The following is a 20,478-nucleotide window of genomic DNA, read 5'->3' as shown; positions in this document are numbered from 1 at the left end:
GTCTGCTGGCTGAAGACCAGCCAGCAACTTTATTTATGCCATTGTTTTGTTACATATTTTGACCAATGCATCAAGAAATGTATCATTTTCAGCAGTTGTACCTATTGTAATTCTTAGACAACTGTCACAAAGTGTTACGGATGAGCGGTTTCTGACAATGATTTTATCTTTAATCAAAGCATCATATACAGCGTTTGCTTCATCAATCTTAACCAGAATAAAGTTGGCATCAGAAGGGTAAATATGCTTTACGGAACCTAGTGCAGACAGTTTTTCGGATACCCTTTTTCTTTCTGCTAAAAGCTCCTTAACCATTTCCTCCTTTTCACTGACATTGGCCAAAGCTTTGAGCGCATGTTCCTGAGTCAGTTGGTTGATGTTGTATGGAGGCTTTATCTTGTTAAGCACCTGAATGATTTCTTCAGAGGCAAAAGCCATACCGAGTCTTAAACCTGCAAGACCCCATGCTTTTGAAAATGTTTGAAGGATAATCAGGTTCTGGAAATCGGCTAACCTATTTGTCCAGCTTGTTTCAGATGAGAAGTCGATGTAGGCTTCATCCACTACTACAAGTCCATCAAAATTCTTCAGCAAAAACTCAATGTCAGCTTGGTGCAGGGAGTTTCCTGTTGGGTTATTTGGAGAGCAGACAAAAATAATTTTGGTATTGCTGTCTGTTGCCTCAAGAATTTTTTCAGGTTGAAGTTGGTAGTCTGAAGTCAAAGGTACCTTTCTGATTTCGGTCGTATTAATCTCAGCACTTACAGCGTACATTCCATAAGTGGGAGGCATAATAATAACATTGTCCTTTAGAGGAATGCAGAAAGCACGATAAAGCAGGTCAATGGCTTCGTCACTACCGTTACCCAAGAAAATCTGAGAGGGAGCGACACCTTTGATATTGCTCAAAGCTTGTTTAACTTCCTGTTGGTAAGGATCAGGATAACGGTTAAAGTTACCACCAGCAACGGATCCAATTGGATTCTCATTGGCGTCCAAAAATATACCTTCAGTTCCAGTGTACTCATCTCTGGCAGAAGAGTATGGAGTAAGGTTTGCTATATGAGGTCTAAGTATTTTTTTTATTTCAAACATAGGTATTCATGTCTCTTTTTATTGCAAAAAATATATTTTGAACTTAATTGCTCTAATAATGTCTCCAATCCTGAATTTGTTTTGGCAACTTAACAAATTTTGAGGATCAGTTGAATGTCTCCAGTGCTTCAATAACAATCTTTTACCTGTTTAATCTCAACTGTAGTCATTAGCCTTTCAAGGCAAATAACCCTAACCCATCAATCGAGGCAGAGATGCTGCAAAAAGCCTGTCAGATATGTTAAGAAGAATGCTAGAGAACTTAATAAAAGAACCTAAACCTACTATCAGAAGCTTAGTTGTTTTTGCTTTTACCTGCTTTTGCTGTTGTACCCTGTTTGTAACACTGCTTGCCAGAAAGTTTCATCAGGAATTTCAGACCCAAATGTATGCGGCCAGCCTGATAGGAGACCAGCTGTACCTTTCTCAAAGTATCGTCAACAGTATTTTACAGCAACACCATCTGGAAAAAGGACATGGCCTTAGGATTGAAGGCCCTTCTGTTCAGATGGACGATTTTGTCTTACTGGCAGACAAACAGCAGGAATTGCACAATATAAGTAATGATTACGAAGCTTTAGACTTTAACCTTGCAAAGATAGAACTGAAATACAACCGCTTCGCATTGGAACTGAAAGATTGTTTCGAGAGGTGGGAAACAGGTATCAGTGAAGCTAAACTTACGCAGCTCCTAAAAGTAAGAAACCAGTATGAGGATGAGTTAGGGTTGTTTCAGTCAAGGCTTTCCACAGGGATGAGGGAAAATTTGGAAGTAAACAAGGTTCGTTATCTGGTATTCGGTGGTTTTATGTTTGCCTTTATTGTGTTTTTCATCCTATTCATAGGCAGTTTTGATTTACAGCTGCTTAACATTTCCTCTAGAGAGTTAAAGCACATTTTTTTGGCGGCAAGTACTTCCAATAGGGGAGTGGTCATTATGGATGAAAATGGGAAGGTGACTTGGTGTAATCAGACATTTATCAGGCAGACAGGTTATACATTGCAGGAGTTGAAGCAAGTCAGCGTTGATAAAAGTTTAAATAGCTTGGGCATCTTAAAACAGATGTGGAAGCTGATAGTACAACAAGAGATTACGACAATTGAATTTAGGGATGAACATAAAAATGGTGACGACCTTTGGATAAGGCTTTACATGAACCCCTTTCTTGTAAAGAATGGAAGGACTTCTAGGTATGTAGGTTTGACAACGGATGTAACTATAGAGAAACAGGCTCAGGAGCAGTTGGCTGAAAGTGAGTTGCTAAAGGATGTGATACTGAAGGTAATTCCGGATCATGTTTTTCTGAATGATAAAGATGGGCGGTTTGTGGCTTTTGCAACCAGTAATGAGGATGAACTTTTTACAAAGCCTGATTTTTTTATGGGAAAAAAAATTGAGGAAGTATTACCACATCCATTAGCCGAAATTATCTATCAAAAAGTGTTACAAACCCTCAAAAGTAAAGGTGAAGAAATCTTTGAGTACGAGTTGCCAAACAAAGGCGAAGTCCAGTATTTTGAGGCAAGAATGAAAGCTGTGGATGATGAAAGGGTAGTCACCATTATTCGGGAAATATCTGACAGAAGGAAGGCGGAAGAGCTGAATGAGTTTAAGACAAGACTGCTGGAGAAGGAAGTGAAAAAAGGGAAGAAACAGCTTCAGCATGTAGAAGAACGCTTTTCAAGGCTTTTTGAAGCATCCTCAGATGGATTGCTATTCCTCAAGGAAGGTGTTGTGACAGATTGTAACTCAGCTGCTCAGGTACTTTTTGAGTTAAGTTCTTTGGACCAAATCTATGGTAAAAGCCTTTCCTGTTTCTCAAGTGAAATTACTTTGAATGGTTTGCATGCATCTGAATTGTTGGGCAGGGCAGAATCAATGTGCCTTAGCTATGGGAAAACAAATTTTGAGTGGAAGTTCAAGACCCTGAATGGAATTAGTTTTGATGCGGATGTATCACTTAACAGAATGCTTATAGGAGAAGATGGATATGTGTTGGTAACAATCAGGGATATTTCCATTAGGAAGAAAGCTGACTTGGCGCTCAGAAAGAGTCAGGAAATGTATCAGTTGCTATCCGAAAATACCAGCGACTTGATTGGATTGCATCATGCAGGGGATGGAACTTTCAGTTATGTTTCAGCTGCTTGTGCACAAATGCTCGGATATGCTCAGCACGAGATGCAAAATAAGTCACTGTTTGAGTTTGTGTCAATGGATGAGTTGACGATTGTGAAGGAGTATTTCAGGATGTTTACTATGAATGAGACTGTAGAGGAGAATATTCAGTACAAGATGAAACGGAAAAACGGACAGTTTATATGGGTGGAGACGGTACTGAACAATATTACAGAGAAAGACGATGAAGTTGGTAAAATACTGTCAGCGACACGTGATATAACAGTCAGGAAGCATGCTGAGATGGAAATCATTCAAACATTAAAGAAAGAAAAAGAACTGAATGACTTGAGGTCAAGGTTTGTAACAATGGCATCCCATGAGTTTAGGACGCCGATTACAACGATGAAAACCAGTATTCAGCTTATTGAAATATATACTCGGAAAATGCCAGCGCAGGATAGAGAGAAGCTTCATAAACATTGCTCTAGGGCATTGTACGGAGCTGATAGGCTTGTTGAGTTACTGGACGATATTTTGTTGTTGGGCAAAGCGGAAGCGCCTTTGTCCAGTTTCAGTCCTGTAGCAATGGATGTAGTGGAGTTTGTCAGTCAGCAAATAGATAATTTCTTTCCAATGCAGGAAGGGGAGGAGATTAAGATTAGTGTTCAAGGTGTGAAGAAAGAAGCTGATACTGACCCTGATATTCTCAAACATATCCTGACAAACCTTGTAGGAAACGCATTGAAGTATTCAGAAGAAGGGAGTTCAAATCCAGAAGTGAAAATTAAGTTTGGAGAAGGAGATAATTGGGTGTTGGAAGTAAAGGATTATGGAATTGGTATTCCAATTGAAGAGCAGAACAAACTATTCAGTGCGTTTTACAGAGCGTCAAATGTGGGAGATATCCAAGGTACAGGTCTAGGACTGATGATTGTAAAGGAATTGGTGAAAATGCATAGAGGCAGCCTTACCTTTAAAAGCAGTGTCGGTGAAGGAACTACTTTTTGGGTTCAGCTACCTCTAAAATCACCAAAGCGCGATCTTGATCATTAGTTTAAAAATGAAATAAGCACACCTGCCGCTACAGCAGATCCGATTACTCCAGCAATATTGCTAGCCATGGCATATTGCAGAATGTGGTTCTGGCTGTCGTGTTTGAGCGCCAAATCATTGGCAACCCTTGATGCCATTGGAACCGCACTCAGTCCTGTTGCTCCACACAATGGGTTGATTTTTTTCTTTGAAAAAACATTATAGATTTTTGCCGCATAAATTCCTCCCGCCACAGAAAGTGAAAAGGCGACAAACCCACCAAGCAAAATCAACAGGGTTTTGGTTTGCAGAAATGAATGTGCATCCATTGTTGCACCAATACATAGACCTAGAAATACAGTTGCCGAATTCATGATAATACTAGATGCGGCATCTGAAAGCCTTGAAGTGGCATTGCCTATCTCCTTGACAAGATTACCGAACAACAAAGCACCTAAAAGTGGTACGGATGTCGGAACAAGTACCCCAACCAATATGAAAAGCATGATAGGAAACATAATCTTAACAGCTCGCAGGTTTTTGATCTCTCTTGAAGGAAAGCGCTTGTCCTGCTGTTTCATATTGATCTTAAAGTCCTTTTTATTCATGGTCAGGTTGGCTATCAAAGGAATGATGACAGGAACCAAAGCCATATAGGAATATGCTGCTATGGCGATAGGACCTAAAAGTTCTGGCGCCAATAAAATGGTGGTGTAGATAGCCGTAGGTCCATCAGCTCCTCCGATAATAGCCAATGCTCCTGCTTCTTTTGGTGTAAAACCAATGGCTACCGCAGCAATTAATACCGTAAATATGCCAATCTGAGCTGCTCCCCCGAAGAATGCCAGTCGCAGGTTTCGTAGCATAGGACCAAAATCTGTCAGAGCACCTACCCCCATAAAAATCAAAGGAGGTAGTAAACCTGTCTTGATGAGTGAGTAGTAGAGCATATTGATAATGCCATGCTCTTTGGCAATCTCGACAATGGACATATGGGTGATTTCAGGGTGTTCGCTTGCCTGAAGCACATTCATGCCTGCACCGGGAACATTTGCCCAAAGCACGCCAAAACCGATTGGAATCAGCAAGAGTGGCTCAAAGTTCTTGGCAATACCCAGATAGAGTAGCACTCCACCGATCAGCAGCATCAGCAGGGATCCGGGAGATGCCGCAAACCCGCTGATGGCTGTCATTTCATATAGCTTCTCAAAAATATTCATAAAGCGTGCAAAGTAAATGGTGAAGAAATCCTGTTTAGAATTGGTTAGCCTAATACGACCAATGTTTCATCCTCATCTACTTCATCTCCATCTTGATGGCAGATATCCAGTACTTTCCCTGCCTGATCTGCTGTAATAGCATTATAGACTTTCATGGATTCTATATAGCCGATTACATCTCCTTCGTTGATCTTGTCGCCAACTTTTACACCTTTTTCAGTATTGGATTTGGTTAGGAAAAATTTACCCTCTAAAGGAGCTACCACACCATGCCCGTTTTCAGGTTCCACTGATGGAGGCTCAGGGGAAGCTTCTATCTCTTGAGATTCCTTTTGTGCTATTGTGCTGCCGTTGCCATAATCTATTTCAACTTCAAAGGTTTCTCCATCCACCGTGATGCGCATATTTTTTGGAGAAGGAGTAACTGCTGTTGGTGTATCAGTGGCAGGGGCGGTTTCCGTAGCTTTAGGTTGCTTTTTCTCTGCCAGATCTTGTTCGAATTTCAATTTAGCTTCTCCTGACTTGTATGCTCTATATTGAGTAGGGTGCATAGCCAATTCAAACAGCTCTTCTTCATCCTCTCCTAGACTCCAGCCATTTTCGGCTATTTCCTTGCGGTATTGTTCTAGTTCAGGTCCGTAAAGCGCTTGTGGGTCTCCAGTGTAGAGTTCCTTCCCTAGTGCAGCGGCTTTGTCCTTTAACTCTGGAGCTAATTCACCTGGTAACTTCCCTGCCTTTCCAAGTAACATATCCCATGTGTTGTCATCAATAAGGGACCAGCGGTCTTTGCCTTTTGCCATTTGAATAACATTCATCAGGGCTGTATTTTTTACATATTGAGAATAAGGCGTTACTAATGGTGGATAGCCCATCATAGGCCAGATGTATTTTACCTCATCGAAAAGCCTGATCAATAATTCATCTTGCGTAATGGTTGGTTTGTTGTGTTTTGATAGCCATTTATTCAAGCTCTCCAAGTTGTTGGCAAGGTCAGCCATCAATGAGCCCATCATCCCACCGGGAAGCCCTGGACCGATCAAAAGAGAGTTCATAAACCGGTTTTTCGGGTTGATGTAATAGCCCAGAAAATCATCAATAAACTCCTGAGTCAGTCTACGAACCTCCATATAGGCATTCATATTAATGTCAGGTACATGGAAGCCAGCATCTCTCAACATTTCATGAGCAGTTAAAAGGTCAACATGACCTGTACCCCAAGAGAGTGGCTCCATTCCGACATCAATGATTTCGGCTCCAGCCCTTGCTACTTCAAGAATAGATGCAGGCGCAAAACCAGGTCCTGAGTGAGCATGGTATTGAACCAGAATATCTGGGTGAGCCTGTTTGATGTTTTTAACCAACTTGCCTAGTGAGTCAGGTCTTCCGATACCCGCCATGTCTTTGATACAGATTTCATCTGCTCCTTTTGCAATCAGTTCTTCAGCGAGGTTGGTGTAATATTCAACAGTATGTATAGGAGAAACCGTGATGGACAGTGCTGCCTGTGCAATCATGCCACCTTCCTTAGCGAAGCGGATTGATCTTTCAAGGTTTCGAATATCATTCAAGCCACAGAATGAACGTGCGATATCAGTTCCTTGCTTTTTCTTGACACTGAACATCATTTTGCGTAATTCTTCTGAGCATGGGTTCATCCGTATCCCGTTTAGTGAGCGTTCCAGCATATGAGTCTGGATACCGACCTCATTGAATGGTGCTGTCCATTGTCGAACGGCCTTGTTGGGATTCTCGCCAAACAATAGGTTGATCTGCTCGAAACCACCACCGTTGGTTTCAACTCTACTGAAACAACCCATGTCAATAATTGGGTTGGCCACTTTGGTCAGTTGGTCAACACGAGGAACATACTTTCCTGATGATTGCCACATGTCCCTATAAACCAGAGAGAATTTTATTTCCTTGCCCATAACGAATTGGTCTTTGTTTTTTAATTTTTTGAAAGCTGATTATGAAATTTTTCGAATACATCGAACACTACCTTTACCTCCTGTTGCCAGTTCTACTGCAACTACTAAGGCTGCCAACTTTTTATGATCCAAGTTGGTAGTAGTGGCGGTATTGAGTAGTGGTGGCGATTCAGTTTGGTGAGCTAGTTCTTGGGATTGTTTATTAGTAAAGAAAATCAGTAGCTTACCACCTATAACCACAATCGTCAGTATTACAAAAACGGTAGACATTCCAACCGCCATAAGCATTAATCCTGTTTCTATGTTTGTTTCCATATTGAAAGCTTTATATGGTAACAACTCGGGAAAGCGAGTTGGTTTAAATCCTGAATACTTATCCGAAAGGTAGGAGAGCTATGTTTGTTAAATGGTGAAAACTGTCATCGAATAAGTTGATTTTTGACACTTATATAGGTTTGATTTTGAAATTTTAGTCAACATGCAAATAAAAGGCAGTAAAATTCTGATTACAGGAGGTAGTTCAGGGGTAGGGAAAGCTACCGCGACTTTACTTAGGTCATTAGATGCCGATGTGATGATTGTAGGAAAGGATAAAGACAAATTGGAAAAAGTGGGTAATGCGATTGGGGCAATTTCGGTTGCGGCTGATATCAGTGAACAGGAAAGCATTGACCGTATTTTTGAAGTCATAAAACACCAATGGGATGGTAAGTTAAATTGCTTGGTTAATAATGCAGCTGTGGGGGAGTTCTGTAAGCTTGAGGAGGTTACTTTGGAAGCTTTTGAACGTGTATTTAGGGTAAATGTTTTTGGAACGGCGATGATTACCCAAAAGGCAGTTGAGATCTTTAGGAAGCAACAATCTGGGAACATAATTACGATTGGAGGCTCGGCGGCTGTAGACGGTTTTCCGACCGGAACTGTATATGCAGCTTCTAAGGCTGCCGTTCGGAATATGACACAGACTTGGCGAAAGGAATTGAGAGGTTCTAATATTAGGGTGACCCTGATAAACCCTTCTGAAATGACCACAGGGTTTCCTAGTCCTCAAGACAGTAATTATCCTCCACAAGGAGTGAAAAATAGACCGGAACGTCCTTCTGAGCCAACTAAGTTAAGAGGTGAGGAAGTAGCTCATCTAATTAGGAGTATACTGGAAGTCGATGATAGGGGTTTTGTGCCTGAGCTTAACCTTTGGGCGACAAATCCATCAAACTAGATCTTAGGGTAAAGAAATAGCTTATGAAGCCAAAAGATGTATTAAGAAAGTGGGTTGAGTTTTTCAACAGAGCAGATGTAGACGGGTTAGTTACACTATACCATGAAGGTGCAATCAATCATCAGGTTGCAAACATGCCCATCCATGGGAGGGTTGCGATTAAGGAAATGTTTGAGCGTGAGTTTGCAGCAGCCGAAATGACTTGTATTGTCGAAAATATCTTTGAAGATGGGGATTGGGCAATAATGGAGTGGAAAGACCCTTTAGGACTGAGAGGCTGTGGATTTTTTCAGATTGTTGAAGGGAAAATCATACTGCAGAGAGGATATTGGGATAAGTTATCTTTTTTGAGACAGCATAACTTACCGATACCTAAGAAATAAACAACCCCATCCTGATGTATAGCAGCATGGGGTTACCCTATTAAGGAAGTTCGTGTCAATGAAAGTTGACCTGAACATTTCCCAAGAAAGTCGTTCCTTTGATCAATAAACGGAAGTTTTCAATTGGTTTACGTTCTGAACTGTTGGACGTACCAGTTTTTAGAAGCTTTTTGTACCATTTATTACCTTTGTCAGACTCTCGGTATTGGCCAAGTGCCGTACTCATTTCTTTTTTGATGGCTGTGCCATAAGGAACATGGATTACTACTTCTCCCAGAATATTGTCCATATCCAGAATCAGGATCTTGTCTTTGAAATCCTCATTTCTCAAATCAAGTCGAGTAGTGCCAAGCCTTGATTCCACTTTAACAAAAAGCATGGTTACCTCCGTAGCAAGATTGCGAAAGCTGACATTATTTTCTCCTAATGTGGTCACTACCTTTACAACTTCTCCACGGTTTTGTGAAATGTCCGTTTTCAGTTCGCCCATTATGGTCGATATTTTGTTGGGTGGCAAGTTCTGAAACTTGGGAAGCTGCTGAGATGAAGCGTTTACATTATTTGTTTTGGCCTGAAAAGGCTGCAGATGCGATGGGAAATCATGCAGAATTTTTGAAAGGTCTTCTACAGATTTAGCTTCATAAGCCATTTGCAGTCTGTTTTCATAATCTGTCTCTTCTAGCTCGTGCTGCGTGAATGCATCCTGTAATGCTTGTATAACTTGCTCTCTTTTTTTAGGAAGACCAAATGTTGTTTTTTGTAGCATGATAGTGATTTGTTGACACCAGTTATTTGATTGAAGTTGAAATATTGTAAGTAAAATCAGCTGATGCAAATTTTTGAATAAAATCAGGAGATTATGTCCTTACATATTCTTCTTTATCGATAAAAGTCAACATAAAGTTGGGTGCGAGAGGGGGATTAGTGTTCTTTTTTATAAAAAAGAACCACCCTTAAAATATTAAAGGTGGTTACTGATGTTAATTAGTCACAATAAATGCTTAGTTGTTGTCTTTATATGGAGGCTCTTCGTTGATTTTGATGCCATAGCTTTTAATAGCCGATCCAGAGAAGTAGCCAATTGCTTTTCCTTCTGATTGTTCATTTATAGCGATGATATTGGTAGGCAGGTTTACTACAGGAGTAGCGAACAAGCCACCGTTTTGCATCTGTTCTTTTGCCATACTCATAAAGCCAAAAGCGCCATCTGTAAGGGAATGAATCTCAACATAAATTGAATCACCAACCTCATAAAGTGGAAGCTCATCAATCTCATCTGCATCCAGATTTGGATTGATTCCTGTCCTTACAGGTGGAATAAATGCCACTCCATCTGCATTCTCATCATTATTTGTTCCTGGTATAATGTCATGTACCAAGTTCATTTCACTTACCTTGTTTAGGAATTTACCGTTTTTCCAAGTTTTAACCCAATAGTAATCATTTTTTCCTTTTAGGTCATACGCCCATAGTTCTGCCACTATAGTTTCAACAGGGTAGAACAGGCTTTCCTCTTCCTTGTAAACCTGAATTGAATCTATAGTAGGTACACGTTCGATAGAAGTGAACGCTTCGTATGCTTCACCATTTGGCATACTGATACTCAATTTGTATTGTTCCTGATAGAAACCACCACTAGTCTCATCATTGATATCCTCACGAAGTCTGATTTGAAGCGTATCATCAGCTGATGTAGGCATCCATGTATAGACACCATTCTCATTTGTATCCGTAAAGGTAATAACTTTACCTTCATTCAGTAGATCTTCTACCGTAACAGAAGCACCAGTTGCAGGTAATGCTTGGCTGGTAGAGAAGTAAGGTTTGCTATAAGTCAGTTTAATCTCCTGTTCTCTAAACCTGTTGTTGATAAAGGCGTCTACTACAAGCTGCGTCTCGCCAGGAGTTACGTCAATTTCTACAACATCTTCACAGCTGATAACTGATATAGCCGCTAGTCCTATCAGTAGTGCTTTGATATATTTTTTCATGTTGATCAACATTTCTATGATTGCTTAACAGTATGGAATATTGAATTACTTAGCTTCCTATCAGAATTTGAAGTTGTAAGACACTGATGGAATCACAGAGCCTATGATAGAAAGCTGTGTAGCCTGATTGTCTGTCACGCCATAAGGCATCCTGTCAGAGTTTGGGTTGAACGAGATGGAGAATGGGTTACGACGGTTATACACATTGTACAAGGAGAATACCCAGTAGCTCTCATAATTTTTCCATCTATGATTCTTTTTGGATGGTGTTAACGTTGCCGAGAGATCCAGTCTATGGTAAGCAGGTATTCTATAGTTATTTCTTGAATCATCAGGGTTATGAGGTGGTGAGTAACCTTGGATCTCATATGTATTGGTAGGGAACGAAGCTGGCGTGCCCGATACATATGTGAAACTTCCTGAGAAAGACCATTTTTCGTTGAGATCATAGAAAGAAACCAATCTTACATTGTGTGTTTGGTCAAATCGGGCATTATACCATTCATTGTTGTTAATGTCATCTGTCAACCTTTCAGTCTTGGAAAGTGTATAACTTGTCCAGCCGTGGAATTTGCCTTTGGTCTTTTTTACATAGAATTCAGCACCATAAGCTCTACCTTTAGATTCCAATAAGTCACCTTCTATATATTCATTCAGCAAAAGGTCAGCATCTACTACATAGTCTACCAGTTGGCTCATGTCTTTGTAGTACACCTCTACTGAGGTCTCATACATATTGTTTTTCAGGTTTTTGAAAATACCTAAGGCTACCTGATCAGCAATCTCTGGCTTGACATTTTTTGTACTTGGGTACCAGATGTCCAGTGGAGAGGAGGCTGATGTATTTGAGATCAGGTGTATGTACTGCGCTGTACGGTTATAGCTTGCCTTGATAGAACTGCTTTCGTTTAGCTGAAATTTAGCTGAGAATCTTGGTTCTAGATTCCAGTAGGTTTTGACAGATTCCCATTGTTCATAGGACTGTGCAGAAGAAGCAATAGGCTCTCTTCCATATCCAGGCTTTTCAGGTGCTGCAAACTCATAAGTGGTGGTTTCTCCTAGGTATGAAAAAGTAGAAAGCCTTAAGCCGTACTGAAGGGAAATGGATTTGTTGATATTTTGTTCATTTCCAATATAAGCGGCACTCTCTACACCATACATTTCAGGAAGGATATAGGGAGGGATTTCGTTATTAGCTACTACTGTTTGCGTTTCTCCAGGACTGAACTTATAGAGTATACTATTGGCTCCAAATGTCAAGGTATTATTGGTGTTAGCGTAAAGCGTAAATTCTGGCTTTACACTGTAAGTTTGGATATTTGCTTTCCAGTTAAAGGAGTCATCATCATTTCCAAAACTTAACTTGTAGTCATAATTACTATAAAAAGCTGTTGTGTTGAAAAATAGCTTTTCATTGAAAAGGTGGTTCCAGCGAGCACTCACTGTACTGTTTCCCCAGTTGAAACCAAATAAGTCAGCAGCTTCGAATACATCTCTTCCTAGGTAAGCGGAAAGGAATACCTTATTTTTTTCATTGATATTCCAGTTTACTTTACCTGTAACGTCATAAAAATTGAATACAGAGTTTTTGAGATCGTCACTTAGGAATGGCTGTGCAAGGATGTCAGCATAAGAACGTCTACCTGCAATAATAAAAGATGCCTTGTTTTCGACAATTGGCGCTTCAAGAGTCAGTCGGCTGAATATTAATCCAACACCACCCTGTCCTGAAAATTGGTTGTCATTTCCCTCCTTCATTCTGACATCAAGAATGGATGACAAGCGACCTCCATATTGAGATGGAATTCCTCCTTTAATAAGTTTCACATCCTTTACGGCATCAGGATTGAATACGGAGAAGAAGCCAAACAGGTGAGAAGAGTTGTAAACAGGGGCTTCATCCAGCAGTACCAAGTTCTGACCAACACCGCCACCTCTTACATTAAAGCCTGAGGCGCCTTCACCTACTGTACTTACGCCAGGTAGTAGTTGTATACTCTTGATAATATCTACCTCGCCCAACAAGGCAGGCATCTTTTGGATGGTCTTAATGTTGAGTTTTTCAACACTCATTTCAACATTGGCGATATTGGCATCTTCACGTTCGCCTGTTACTACAACTTCATCAAGTTGTTCGTCTGCTGCATTAAGCCTGACATCTACACTTTGGTTGCTTTGGCTTAGGTCTATTTGCTGTTCAGTAGAAGTATAACCAACATAACTAAATGTTAGCGTGTACTTGCCCGGTTCGACAGTGATTGAGTAGAATCCATAGGGGTTGGTAATGGCACCAGCCTTCAGTTCTTTTATGTAGACACTCACCCCTATAAGAGACTCTCCCGTAGCATCATCTTTGATGTAGCCGCTTACTGTAGTCTTTTTTTGGGCGTGCAATGGTAATGATAACAGTAATATACAAGGGATAAATATGCTACTGAATAATCTTAAAAAATGGTTTTTAGTCATGTCCAATGGTTTAAAGCGATTTGGTTTAGGATGCAAACTTACTTTAGAGTTGACAGTTTTAATAACCTTCAAGTCATAGAGTGGTTAAATAATCTTTACTTTTTTGCATGGTAAAGATTGCCTTATTAAAAAATCGCTCAAACCAGAACATGATCAACCCGAGTTTTTAAGGAGTGAATTCGTCATAATAGTCGACCAATCACATGAGAATTTTATGCTTGTTCTTTCCATACCTTAAAGACTTTTTGTGCCTGATCCCTTTCTAACTGTATAAAGTCAATTTTCCTTTTCTCCATAGGTTTTTCCAGTTCTCGGTAAATCTCCGCATCATCAAAGCCAATTGCCTCCGCATCATTTTGGGTGTTGGCATAATATACTGTTTGTATGCCTGCCCAATAGATGGCTCCAAGACACATAGGGCAGGGCTCACAAGAGGTATAGATTACACAGCCGGTTAGGTCAAATGTGGATAGCTGTTGGCAGGCATTTCTGATGGCAACAATTTCGGCATGGGCAGTAGGATCGTTTTTTGAGGTTACATGGTTACAACCTTCTCCCACAATTTTATCGTCTTTGACAATGACTGAACCGAAAGGGTAACCTAAATTGTTCTTTAAGCCGTGCATGGAGAGTTCAATAGCCCGCTGTATGAAATTTATATGGTCTTTTTTCATGATAATTCTTGAAATAAATTAAATGATTCTAAAAATATTTAAATATTTGTGTCAAAGATTAATGGAAGATTGTATATAATATAACTGACCATTAATGAATTAACAGAAAAAAGCGAATTGGCTTTTTATCCACAAATATGTATGAGGAAACTTATTCTCGTACAAATGACAACTATAGAGTGATAATGATAACAAAACTTACAACTAGAGTCTTTGTATTGTTGAGTTTGGCCTTAACAATGTTCGCTTGTGACTTTGCACAAGATGACGCTGACTTGGGGCCATCTGAAGATGATCTGATATACACAGATCATTCGGTTTCTATTCAGGATGAATATTCTTTATCCAGATTTACAACTGAACAATTGGTAGACCGTGCTGAAGAATGGATTGAAACCTATACAGATGGGCAGGTTACCAAATACTTTTACACTGACACACCTACAGAACAAGGAGGGGTAGAAGGTTGGATTACTTTATTAGGGCTAGACTATAAAATAGAGATATCAGTGACAGAGTCTCAAGTGACGTTTGTAGCCATATTCAACATACCAACAACAGAGGGTTACCTGTTACCAGAGATTGTCAGAGAAAATTTGTTTGAGCTTGAAAATGATTTTGAGCGCTTCATAAATGAAGAAGCTACAGTTTCGTAAGCAGAGTCCAACCTTAATCAGGGTTGGACATTTTATATAATAGGACTTTTTGCATATCTTCCCACCAATTTTTTAATAATTCAACCTATATAACATGGAAATGCTATTTACAGTCGAAGGTATGATCAGCCTTCTGACTTTGACGATTCTGGAGATTATTCTTGGTATCGATAATATTATCTTTATCTCTATAGTCAGCAGTAAGTTGCCAGAGCATCAGCAAGACAGAGCCCGTACAATCGGTATCTTGATGGCTTTGCTGGTAAGAATTGCGCTGCTGTTCGGTATCACTTGGCTGATTTCATTAAAAGAACCATTGCTGACCATCAATTTCTTGGAGAACTTCCATATTGATCCAAACTTCAGTGGTAGAGATTTGATTCTATTAGCTGGTGGATTGTTCCTGCTGACGAAGAGTGTTTCAGAAATTCACCACAAGGTAGAAGGTGATGAACATGAAACGGCTGTTAAAAAAGTGACATCACTCATGAAAAGCATTATTCAGATTGTACTGATTGATGTGGTTTTCTCTTTTGATTCCATCCTTACAGCTGTAGGCCTTGTGGATGAAATCCTGATCATGATTGTGGCTGTAGTTATTTCACTTGGAATCATGTTGGTATTCTCAAAGAAAATCGCCGATTTTATCAACCGTCATCCTTCAATTCAGCTTTTAGCACTTTCATTCCTTGTATTGATTGGCTTCCTGTTGGTGATCGAAGGGTTTGGTGAAGAAGTGCCGAAAGGATACGTTTACTTTGCCATGGCGTTTGCGTTCTCTGTAGAATTACTGAACATGAGAATGGAAAAGAAGGTCAATGAAGTAGAGAAAAAAGAAGTGAATAGTTAAGCAAACTATTACATAATGATTAATGCTAAAAAAGCATCCTTTCAATGAGATGAAAGGATGCTTTTTTGTTTTTGTACCATCGACTTTAAATTAAAAAAAAACAACTTCTACAAGAAGCTGTTTTTCTACTGTGTGTACTAAAGCTATTTGACTTTGAGAGTGAAATTTGTGTGGAATCTCTACTCTCTCAATCAATTTTAGAGAGAAAGCAATTTGCTTTACCTTCTCCCTTTATGACAAAACAAATGTATACTTGACTTTTCTATACACCAATTCTTCAGGGGATTATTTAACTGCTTGATACCCAAATTACCCGATTATTAGGATAGGTGCATCACTGTTTTCAGGGAGTAATTGAGGCGAAAAAAAAAGCGCCATCCCAATTAAGGAATGACGCTTCTATATTTTAAAGTGCCTGTTGCTTATGCATCAATGTTTGCATAACGGGCATTCTTCTCAATAAAGTCACGACGAGGAGCAACTTCATCACCCATCAGCATAGAGAATAGGTGGTCAGCTTCAGCTGCCGACTCAATGTCTACACGCTTCAGGTTTCTGAATTCAGGATCCATTGTTGTAGTCCAAAGTTGCTCAGGGTTCATCTCACCAAGACCCTTGTAACGTTGGATATGTACTTTGGATTCATCACCTGCTCCCAGCTCATGAACAGCTTCTCTTCTTTGACGTTCTGTCCAGCAGTAACGCTCTTGTTTACCTTTTCTGATCAGGTAAAGTGGCGGCTGTGCAATATACAGGTAGCCATTCTCGATCAGTGGTTTCAGGTAACGGAAGAACAGTGTCAAAATCAGTGTACGAATGTGGCTACCATCCACATCGGCATCGGTCATGATGATGATTTTGTGATAACGCAACTTTGTAAGGTTTAGCGCTTTCTCATCGTCTTCAGTACCGAAAGATACACCTAGAGCCGTGATGATATTCTTGATCTCATCATTGTCGTAGATCTTGTGCTCCTGAGCTTTCTCAACGTTAAGGATTTTACCTTTCAGTGGAAGAATAGCCTGGAAGTTACGGTCACGACCTTGCTTAGCAGAACCACCTGCTGAGTCACCCTCCACTAGGTACAGTTCACATACGCCAGGATCTTTTTCTGAACAGTCAGCCAGTTTACCCGGAAGACCTGAGCCGCCCATAACGCTCTTACGTTGGACCATCTCTCTTGCTCTACGAGCAGCGTGACGAGCCTGGGCAGCTGTGATCACCTTTTGGATGATCGTCTTAGCCTCTTTTGGATGCTCTTCAAGGTAAGTATGCAGTACGTCAGCTACGCAAGTGTCTACAACACCCATTACCTCAGAGTTACCAAGTTTGGTCTTGGTTTGTCCTTCAAACTGTGGTTCAGGAACTTTTACTGAGATAATTGCAGTCAGACCCTCACGGAAGTCATCACCTGAGATATCTACCTTTACTTTGTCAAGCATGCCAGACTTGTCTGCATAACTTTTCAGTGTACGAGTCAAGGCTCTTCTGAAACCTGCTACGTGTGTACCTCCTTCGTGCGTGTTGATATTGTTCACGTAAGAGAATACATGCTCAGAGTAAGAAGTATTGTAAGTTAACGCCACCTGAACAGCAACATTATCCCTTGTGCCTTCCATATAGGTAGGAGAAGGAAGTAGTGAAGTTCTAGTGTCGTCCAAGTATTTTACATATTCTACAAGACCACCTTCAGAGAAAAATTCATCAGAAAGGTAAGTGCCATCCTCGTCGTCTTTAACACGCAAGTCAGTCAGCTTGATGCGGATACCTGCATTCAGGTATGCAAGCTCACGAAGTCTTGTGGAAACAGTTTCAAAGTTGTATTCACTAACAGTGAAGATAGAGTCATCAGGCATGAAATGTACTGTTGTACCTGAACGATCTGTCTCACCGATTACTTTTACATCATAAAGCGGTACACCGATTTCATATTCCTGCTGGAATACTTGTCCTTGACGGTGAACAGTCACTGTAGTGTGTTTTGACAGGGCGTTTACACAGGAAACACCAACACCATGAAGACCACCTGATACTTTGTAAGTATCTTTGTCAAACTTACCACCAGCGTGAAGAACGGTCATTACCACCTCCAAAGCAGATTTTTTCTGTTTTGGGTGAATGTCGGTTGGGATACCTCTACCGTTATCGGATACTGATATAGAGTTGTCTTCGTTAATTGTTACTTCGATTGTATCGCAGTAACCCGCCATAGCCTCATCAATGGAGTTGTCTACAACCTCCCAAATCAAGTGGTGAAGACCTTTTACCCCAACATCACCGATATACATGGCAGGGCGCTTTCTTACTGCCGCCAATCCTTCCAGTACCTGGATATTACCAGCTGAATAATTGTCTTTGTTTCCTTCCATATTTTCGTTTATTTCTCACCTCTCCGAAGAGAGTATTTATTGTAGCCAAGTTGAAGTACAAACAAAATGTACTAAGCTTAGTGCTGATGACTTCTAACCAATAATGATGGGTAGAAGAAACCAATTAAAAACACCATGAATATGTGTATTTGAAACGCAATCCGAAGGTGTTTTTCAATGAATTATTCAAAATCGAATAACCTCACGAAAATACAATTTTTTAATGGCTTTTTCAACTTGAATACCCTATTCAAACAGATTGATTTGAATTAATCTGTTAATGCCAAACAGTGTGTTCGTGCTATTCACTTGGCTAGCTGTCTTATACGGATCTTGGCTTGGTAATCAAGGCTGCTTTTGTACTCGTGTTCATCAAATTCAAGTACTTGATGGTAATACTTTACAGCCTTGGAATTGTTTCCACTTTGCTGCATCAGAATGCCCATCTGTAAGCATGAGTTGGCAGCAAAGTATCGTGGTATTCGTGCACCAGACTCTACTGTTTTCTGGTAAAAATAAAGAGCTTGTTGTGCTTTGTGAATCTTATGGTAAATCCGAGCTTTTCGATATAGGTATTCTACTCTGTCTTCATCAGAGGTAAGGCTGTCCAGTGGTATTTTTTCCAGTACAGATAGTGCCTGTGTGTATTCTCCACCATCAGTGAGGATACGGGCTAGTGTAATGTCCTTATTAGGGAGTTTTTTGTATTCACTGAACCTGAGTGCATATCGGTCAGCAGCAGCCAATGTACTACCTTCTGACTGAGCAGCTTTTAAGTATTTATTGTCGGGATGTCCAGTAAACCAATAGCAAAGAAACAGTTTGAAGTTAGAGTCTTTGATGTAGTCTTTCCCTTGGTTGATATCCAGAAAGTGCTGAAGTTGAATCGCAGCGGGTTTGAATTTGCCATTGCAGAGTAACAGGTTTCCTTTTAAGTAAGGAAGGTAGTCAAACCAGGTATTTTTGCTTTCTAGCTTTTGAACACATTTCAACCCAAATTGGCTGTCACTATGCTTAAGGGCTATCCATGCTCCTGCCAAATGAGTGATCAGGTTGTCAGGTCTTGCGGCTATTTGCTTTTTGATAGAAGAAAGGGCTGCTTCTCCCTCATTTAGAAGGTAAGCTTGAATCAAGGCTGTAGCTAATTGTGCTTCTTCAGACAATAAGTCAGAAGAGTCGGCAATCCCATAGAGATATAGCAGTGATTCCTCCGAAGGGGAAATGCCCAAAAGTTTTGTGATCCAATGCAGGTTTTCGGGGATAGCCTTGAGGGTTAAAGCCAGTATTCCCATGGTCTTCTTGCTTGGGGTGAAGTCGGGATGTTGTTCAAGGTTGTAGGCGGTATATCTGTAGGCTTTTCTGAAGTCTAAGAAAGCATTGATACTCTCTCCATAACGTGCTTTTACAAAAGCCCATTGTAGGTGTATCTCTGCGGTGGCAAACGTTTTGTACGGGGATGAAGGAAGCTTATCTAGCTTGTTGAGTCTCTCGTTTAGTTTTGACAAACTTTCTTCATAGGTGTCTTTATCAGAGTTGAGTAGGATAGGGGTGATCTCTGCAAGGTTTTCAAGGTAGAGGTGCAAAGGGTGTAATTGGTTTTGCTGATGTGGGATAGCCTGTTTTATTCCTTTAAAGTTTAAGGAAATGAAATCCTGGTAAAAAGGGGTGAAGTCTTGTAGTTCTGTTGGTTTTAAATTGTACTGTAAGGTGTTTTGACACAGTCCATTAAAAGGATGTGATTGGAAAAGTATCGTGATGATAATGAAAATAGTATAGCGACAATACTGCATTCTCTTTTGTTTCGGTGCTGGTTCGTGTTTGCTAAAGATATGTCTTATCACATGTAATCTGACTATATTTGAAAATTGGCCTTGAATCTCACTTTTGTACTAAGTATAGAATAAAGTAGGGAGATTATTCTCGTTAGGCGCAAATTTAAATATCATAACGTTGGGTTTGATGCCTAAAGTCTAAAGGAATGCTTCATAAGAAAAAAAATAGGGGGCTATGAAATTAAATATTAACATTCAGTTGTTAAGTTTTGAAAAAAGCTTGAACTTTTATAGGAGATATTGCATTTAGACATAGTGAAGGTTGATTAAATCAAATTTGTTATCAATAAAATATAAATATACTAGCTATGCAATTTATGGTTGAGGCTGAAATGCCAGAAGTCTTTTCTGATGAAATCCTGGATATGATCCCGAATGAAATCACTCGTATGAATGATTTGATGAGTGATAATGTCGTAAGCAGCTATACGCTGTCTGGTGATCGTAAGAGGCTTTGGGTAACTTTGGATGTGGAGAATGAGGAGAAAGCCAGAGAGGTAATGGATGGCTTTTCATTGGCTGATCATATGCATTATGAGATCTATGAATTGGCTTTCCTTGAGACTGCTCCAATGCGCATGCCTGCGTTCTCCTTGAATTAAGAAATCAAAAAATATTATGGAATATATCGCCATAGCAGG

16 protein-coding genes are annotated in these 20,478 nt (G+C 40.1%); 6 read left to right on the top strand and 10 right to left on the bottom strand.

Annotated features, from left to right (window positions below; all coding sequences use genetic code 11):
* Positions 1 to 33 precede the first annotated feature (33 nt).
* Positions 34 to 1,095, bottom strand: a complete 1,062-nt coding sequence (hisC, locus tag V6R21_RS20810; RefSeq protein ID WP_334245483.1) for a histidinol-phosphate transaminase — start codon at positions 1,093 to 1,095, stop codon at positions 34 to 36.
* A gap of 250 nt (positions 1,096 to 1,345) precedes the next feature.
* On the opposite strand from hisC, the gene V6R21_RS20805 reads away from it, so the two are divergent.
* Positions 1,346 to 4,270: a PAS domain-containing sensor histidine kinase gene (locus V6R21_RS20805; RefSeq protein WP_334245482.1), complete on the top strand. Its 2,925-nt coding sequence runs from the start codon at positions 1,346 to 1,348 to the stop codon at positions 4,268 to 4,270.
* Here the strand turns inward: V6R21_RS20805 and V6R21_RS20800 are convergent.
* Genes V6R21_RS20800 through V6R21_RS20790 form a run of 3 tightly spaced genes read right to left on the bottom strand, consistent with a single transcriptional unit; the run spans position 4,267 to position 7,712 of the window.
* Positions 4,267 to 5,469 carry a sodium ion-translocating decarboxylase subunit beta gene (locus V6R21_RS20800; RefSeq protein WP_334245481.1) on the bottom strand — a complete coding sequence of 401 codons (1,203 nt, stop codon included), beginning with the start codon at positions 5,467 to 5,469 and terminating at the stop codon, positions 4,267 to 4,269. The genes V6R21_RS20805 and V6R21_RS20800 overlap by 4 nt on opposite strands.
* Before the next feature lie 44 nt (positions 5,470 to 5,513).
* Positions 5,514 to 7,397 carry a biotin/lipoyl-containing protein gene (locus V6R21_RS20795; protein WP_334245480.1) on the bottom strand — a complete coding sequence of 628 codons (1,884 nt, stop codon included), beginning with the start codon at positions 7,395 to 7,397 and terminating at the stop codon, positions 5,514 to 5,516.
* Between the two features lie 39 nt (positions 7,398 to 7,436).
* Positions 7,437 to 7,712, bottom strand: coding sequence for an OadG family protein (locus V6R21_RS20790; RefSeq protein WP_334245479.1), 276 nt, complete (start codon positions 7,710 to 7,712; stop codon positions 7,437 to 7,439).
* Positions 7,713 to 7,875: 163 nt separating this feature from the next.
* Here V6R21_RS20790 and V6R21_RS20785 point away from each other — a divergent pair, with 163 nt between their 5' ends.
* A complete protein-coding gene (locus V6R21_RS20785) occupies positions 7,876 to 8,616 on the top strand; it encodes an SDR family oxidoreductase (RefSeq protein WP_334245478.1) in 741 nt (246 codons plus the stop codon).
* Positions 8,617 to 8,639: 23 nt separating this feature from the next.
* The gene (locus V6R21_RS20780; RefSeq protein ID WP_334245477.1) at positions 8,640 to 8,999 is read left to right on the top strand and encodes an ester cyclase; all 360 of its coding nucleotides are present in this window, start codon (positions 8,640 to 8,642) and stop codon (positions 8,997 to 8,999) included.
* Between the two features lie 55 nt (positions 9,000 to 9,054).
* Here the strand turns inward: V6R21_RS20780 and V6R21_RS20775 are convergent, their stop codons facing one another.
* From V6R21_RS20775 to V6R21_RS20760, 4 genes are all read right to left on the bottom strand, one after another.
* On the bottom strand, positions 9,055 to 9,765 hold the full coding sequence (locus V6R21_RS20775; protein WP_334245476.1) for a DUF1707 SHOCT-like domain-containing protein: 711 nt from the start codon (positions 9,763 to 9,765) through the stop codon (positions 9,055 to 9,057).
* A gap of 235 nt (positions 9,766 to 10,000) precedes the next feature.
* A complete protein-coding gene (locus V6R21_RS20770; protein ID WP_334245475.1) occupies positions 10,001 to 10,990 on the bottom strand; it encodes a DUF4249 domain-containing protein in 990 nt (329 codons plus the stop codon).
* Between the two features lie 60 nt (positions 10,991 to 11,050).
* Positions 11,051 to 13,456 carry a TonB-dependent receptor gene (locus V6R21_RS20765; RefSeq protein ID WP_334245474.1) on the bottom strand — a complete coding sequence of 802 codons (2,406 nt, stop codon included), beginning with the start codon at positions 13,454 to 13,456 and terminating at the stop codon, positions 11,051 to 11,053.
* Between the two features lie 212 nt (positions 13,457 to 13,668).
* Positions 13,669 to 14,130 (bottom strand): nucleoside deaminase, encoded by a 462-nt coding sequence (locus V6R21_RS20760; RefSeq protein ID WP_334245473.1) that lies wholly within the window; start codon positions 14,128 to 14,130, stop codon positions 13,669 to 13,671.
* A 185-nt stretch (positions 14,131 to 14,315) separates the two neighbouring features.
* On the opposite strand from V6R21_RS20760, the gene V6R21_RS20755 reads away from it, so the two are divergent.
* Together V6R21_RS20755 and V6R21_RS20750 are read left to right on the top strand one after the other, a co-directional pair.
* The gene (locus V6R21_RS20755; RefSeq protein ID WP_334245472.1) at positions 14,316 to 14,786 is read left to right on the top strand and encodes a hypothetical protein; all 471 of its coding nucleotides are present in this window, start codon (positions 14,316 to 14,318) and stop codon (positions 14,784 to 14,786) included.
* A 94-nt stretch (positions 14,787 to 14,880) separates the two neighbouring features.
* On the top strand, positions 14,881 to 15,636 hold the full coding sequence (locus V6R21_RS20750) for a TerC family protein (protein WP_334245471.1): 756 nt from the start codon (positions 14,881 to 14,883) through the stop codon (positions 15,634 to 15,636).
* 422 nt (positions 15,637 to 16,058) lie between these two features.
* On the opposite strand, the gene gyrB is transcribed toward V6R21_RS20750, so the two are convergent.
* Both gyrB and V6R21_RS20740 read right to left on the bottom strand, forming a co-directional pair.
* Entirely contained in the window at positions 16,059 to 18,005 is a 1,947-nt protein-coding gene (gyrB, locus tag V6R21_RS20745) for a DNA topoisomerase (ATP-hydrolyzing) subunit B (protein ID WP_334245470.1), read from the bottom strand.
* A gap of 305 nt (positions 18,006 to 18,310) precedes the next feature.
* Positions 18,311 to 19,588, bottom strand: coding sequence for a tetratricopeptide repeat protein (locus V6R21_RS20740; RefSeq protein WP_334245469.1), 1,278 nt, complete (start codon positions 19,586 to 19,588; stop codon positions 18,311 to 18,313).
* Positions 19,589 to 20,145: 557 nt separating this feature from the next.
* On the opposite strand from V6R21_RS20740, the gene V6R21_RS20735 reads away from it, so the two are divergent.
* On the top strand, positions 20,146 to 20,439 hold the full coding sequence (locus V6R21_RS20735) for a hypothetical protein (protein ID WP_334245468.1): 294 nt from the start codon (positions 20,146 to 20,148) through the stop codon (positions 20,437 to 20,439).
* The last annotated feature ends 39 nt before the right edge of the window (positions 20,440 to 20,478 follow it).

It is taken from the genome of Limibacter armeniacum (genome assembly GCF_036880985.1).
Classification (GTDB): domain Bacteria; phylum Bacteroidota; class Bacteroidia; order Cytophagales; family Flammeovirgaceae; genus Limibacter; species Limibacter armeniacum.
The sequence above is the reverse complement of the archived record's forward strand: the minus strand, read 5'-3'. Positions and strand labels throughout refer to the sequence as shown.

Coding starts and splice junctions, on each gene's coding strand:
- V6R21_RS20770 (WP_334245475.1), bottom strand. CDS start 10,990: ATGAAAAAATATATCAAAGCACTACTGATAGGACTAGCGGCTATATCA.
- V6R21_RS20775 (WP_334245476.1), bottom strand. CDS start 9,765: ATGCTACAAAAAACAACATTTGGTCTTCCTAAAAAAAGAGAGCAAGTT.
- V6R21_RS20780 (WP_334245477.1), top strand. CDS start 8,640: ATGAAGCCAAAAGATGTATTAAGAAAGTGGGTTGAGTTTTTCAACAGA.
- V6R21_RS20750 (WP_334245471.1), top strand. CDS start 14,881: ATGGAAATGCTATTTACAGTCGAAGGTATGATCAGCCTTCTGACTTTG.
- V6R21_RS20755 (WP_334245472.1), top strand. CDS start 14,316: ATGATAACAAAACTTACAACTAGAGTCTTTGTATTGTTGAGTTTGGCC.
- V6R21_RS20805 (WP_334245482.1), top strand. CDS start 1,346: ATGCTAGAGAACTTAATAAAAGAACCTAAACCTACTATCAGAAGCTTA.
- V6R21_RS20795 (WP_334245480.1), bottom strand. CDS start 7,397: ATGGGCAAGGAAATAAAATTCTCTCTGGTTTATAGGGACATGTGGCAA.
- V6R21_RS20760 (WP_334245473.1), bottom strand. CDS start 14,130: ATGAAAAAAGACCATATAAATTTCATACAGCGGGCTATTGAACTCTCC.
- V6R21_RS20785 (WP_334245478.1), top strand. CDS start 7,876: ATGCAAATAAAAGGCAGTAAAATTCTGATTACAGGAGGTAGTTCAGGG.
- V6R21_RS20735 (WP_334245468.1), top strand. CDS start 20,146: ATGCAATTTATGGTTGAGGCTGAAATGCCAGAAGTCTTTTCTGATGAA.
- gyrB (WP_334245470.1), bottom strand. CDS start 18,005: ATGGAAGGAAACAAAGACAATTATTCAGCTGGTAATATCCAGGTACTG.
- V6R21_RS20765 (WP_334245474.1), bottom strand. CDS start 13,456: ATGACTAAAAACCATTTTTTAAGATTATTCAGTAGCATATTTATCCCT.
- hisC (WP_334245483.1), bottom strand. CDS start 1,095: ATGTTTGAAATAAAAAAAATACTTAGACCTCATATAGCAAACCTTACT.
- V6R21_RS20800 (WP_334245481.1), bottom strand. CDS start 5,469: ATGAATATTTTTGAGAAGCTATATGAAATGACAGCCATCAGCGGGTTT.
- V6R21_RS20790 (WP_334245479.1), bottom strand. CDS start 7,712: ATGGAAACAAACATAGAAACAGGATTAATGCTTATGGCGGTTGGAATG.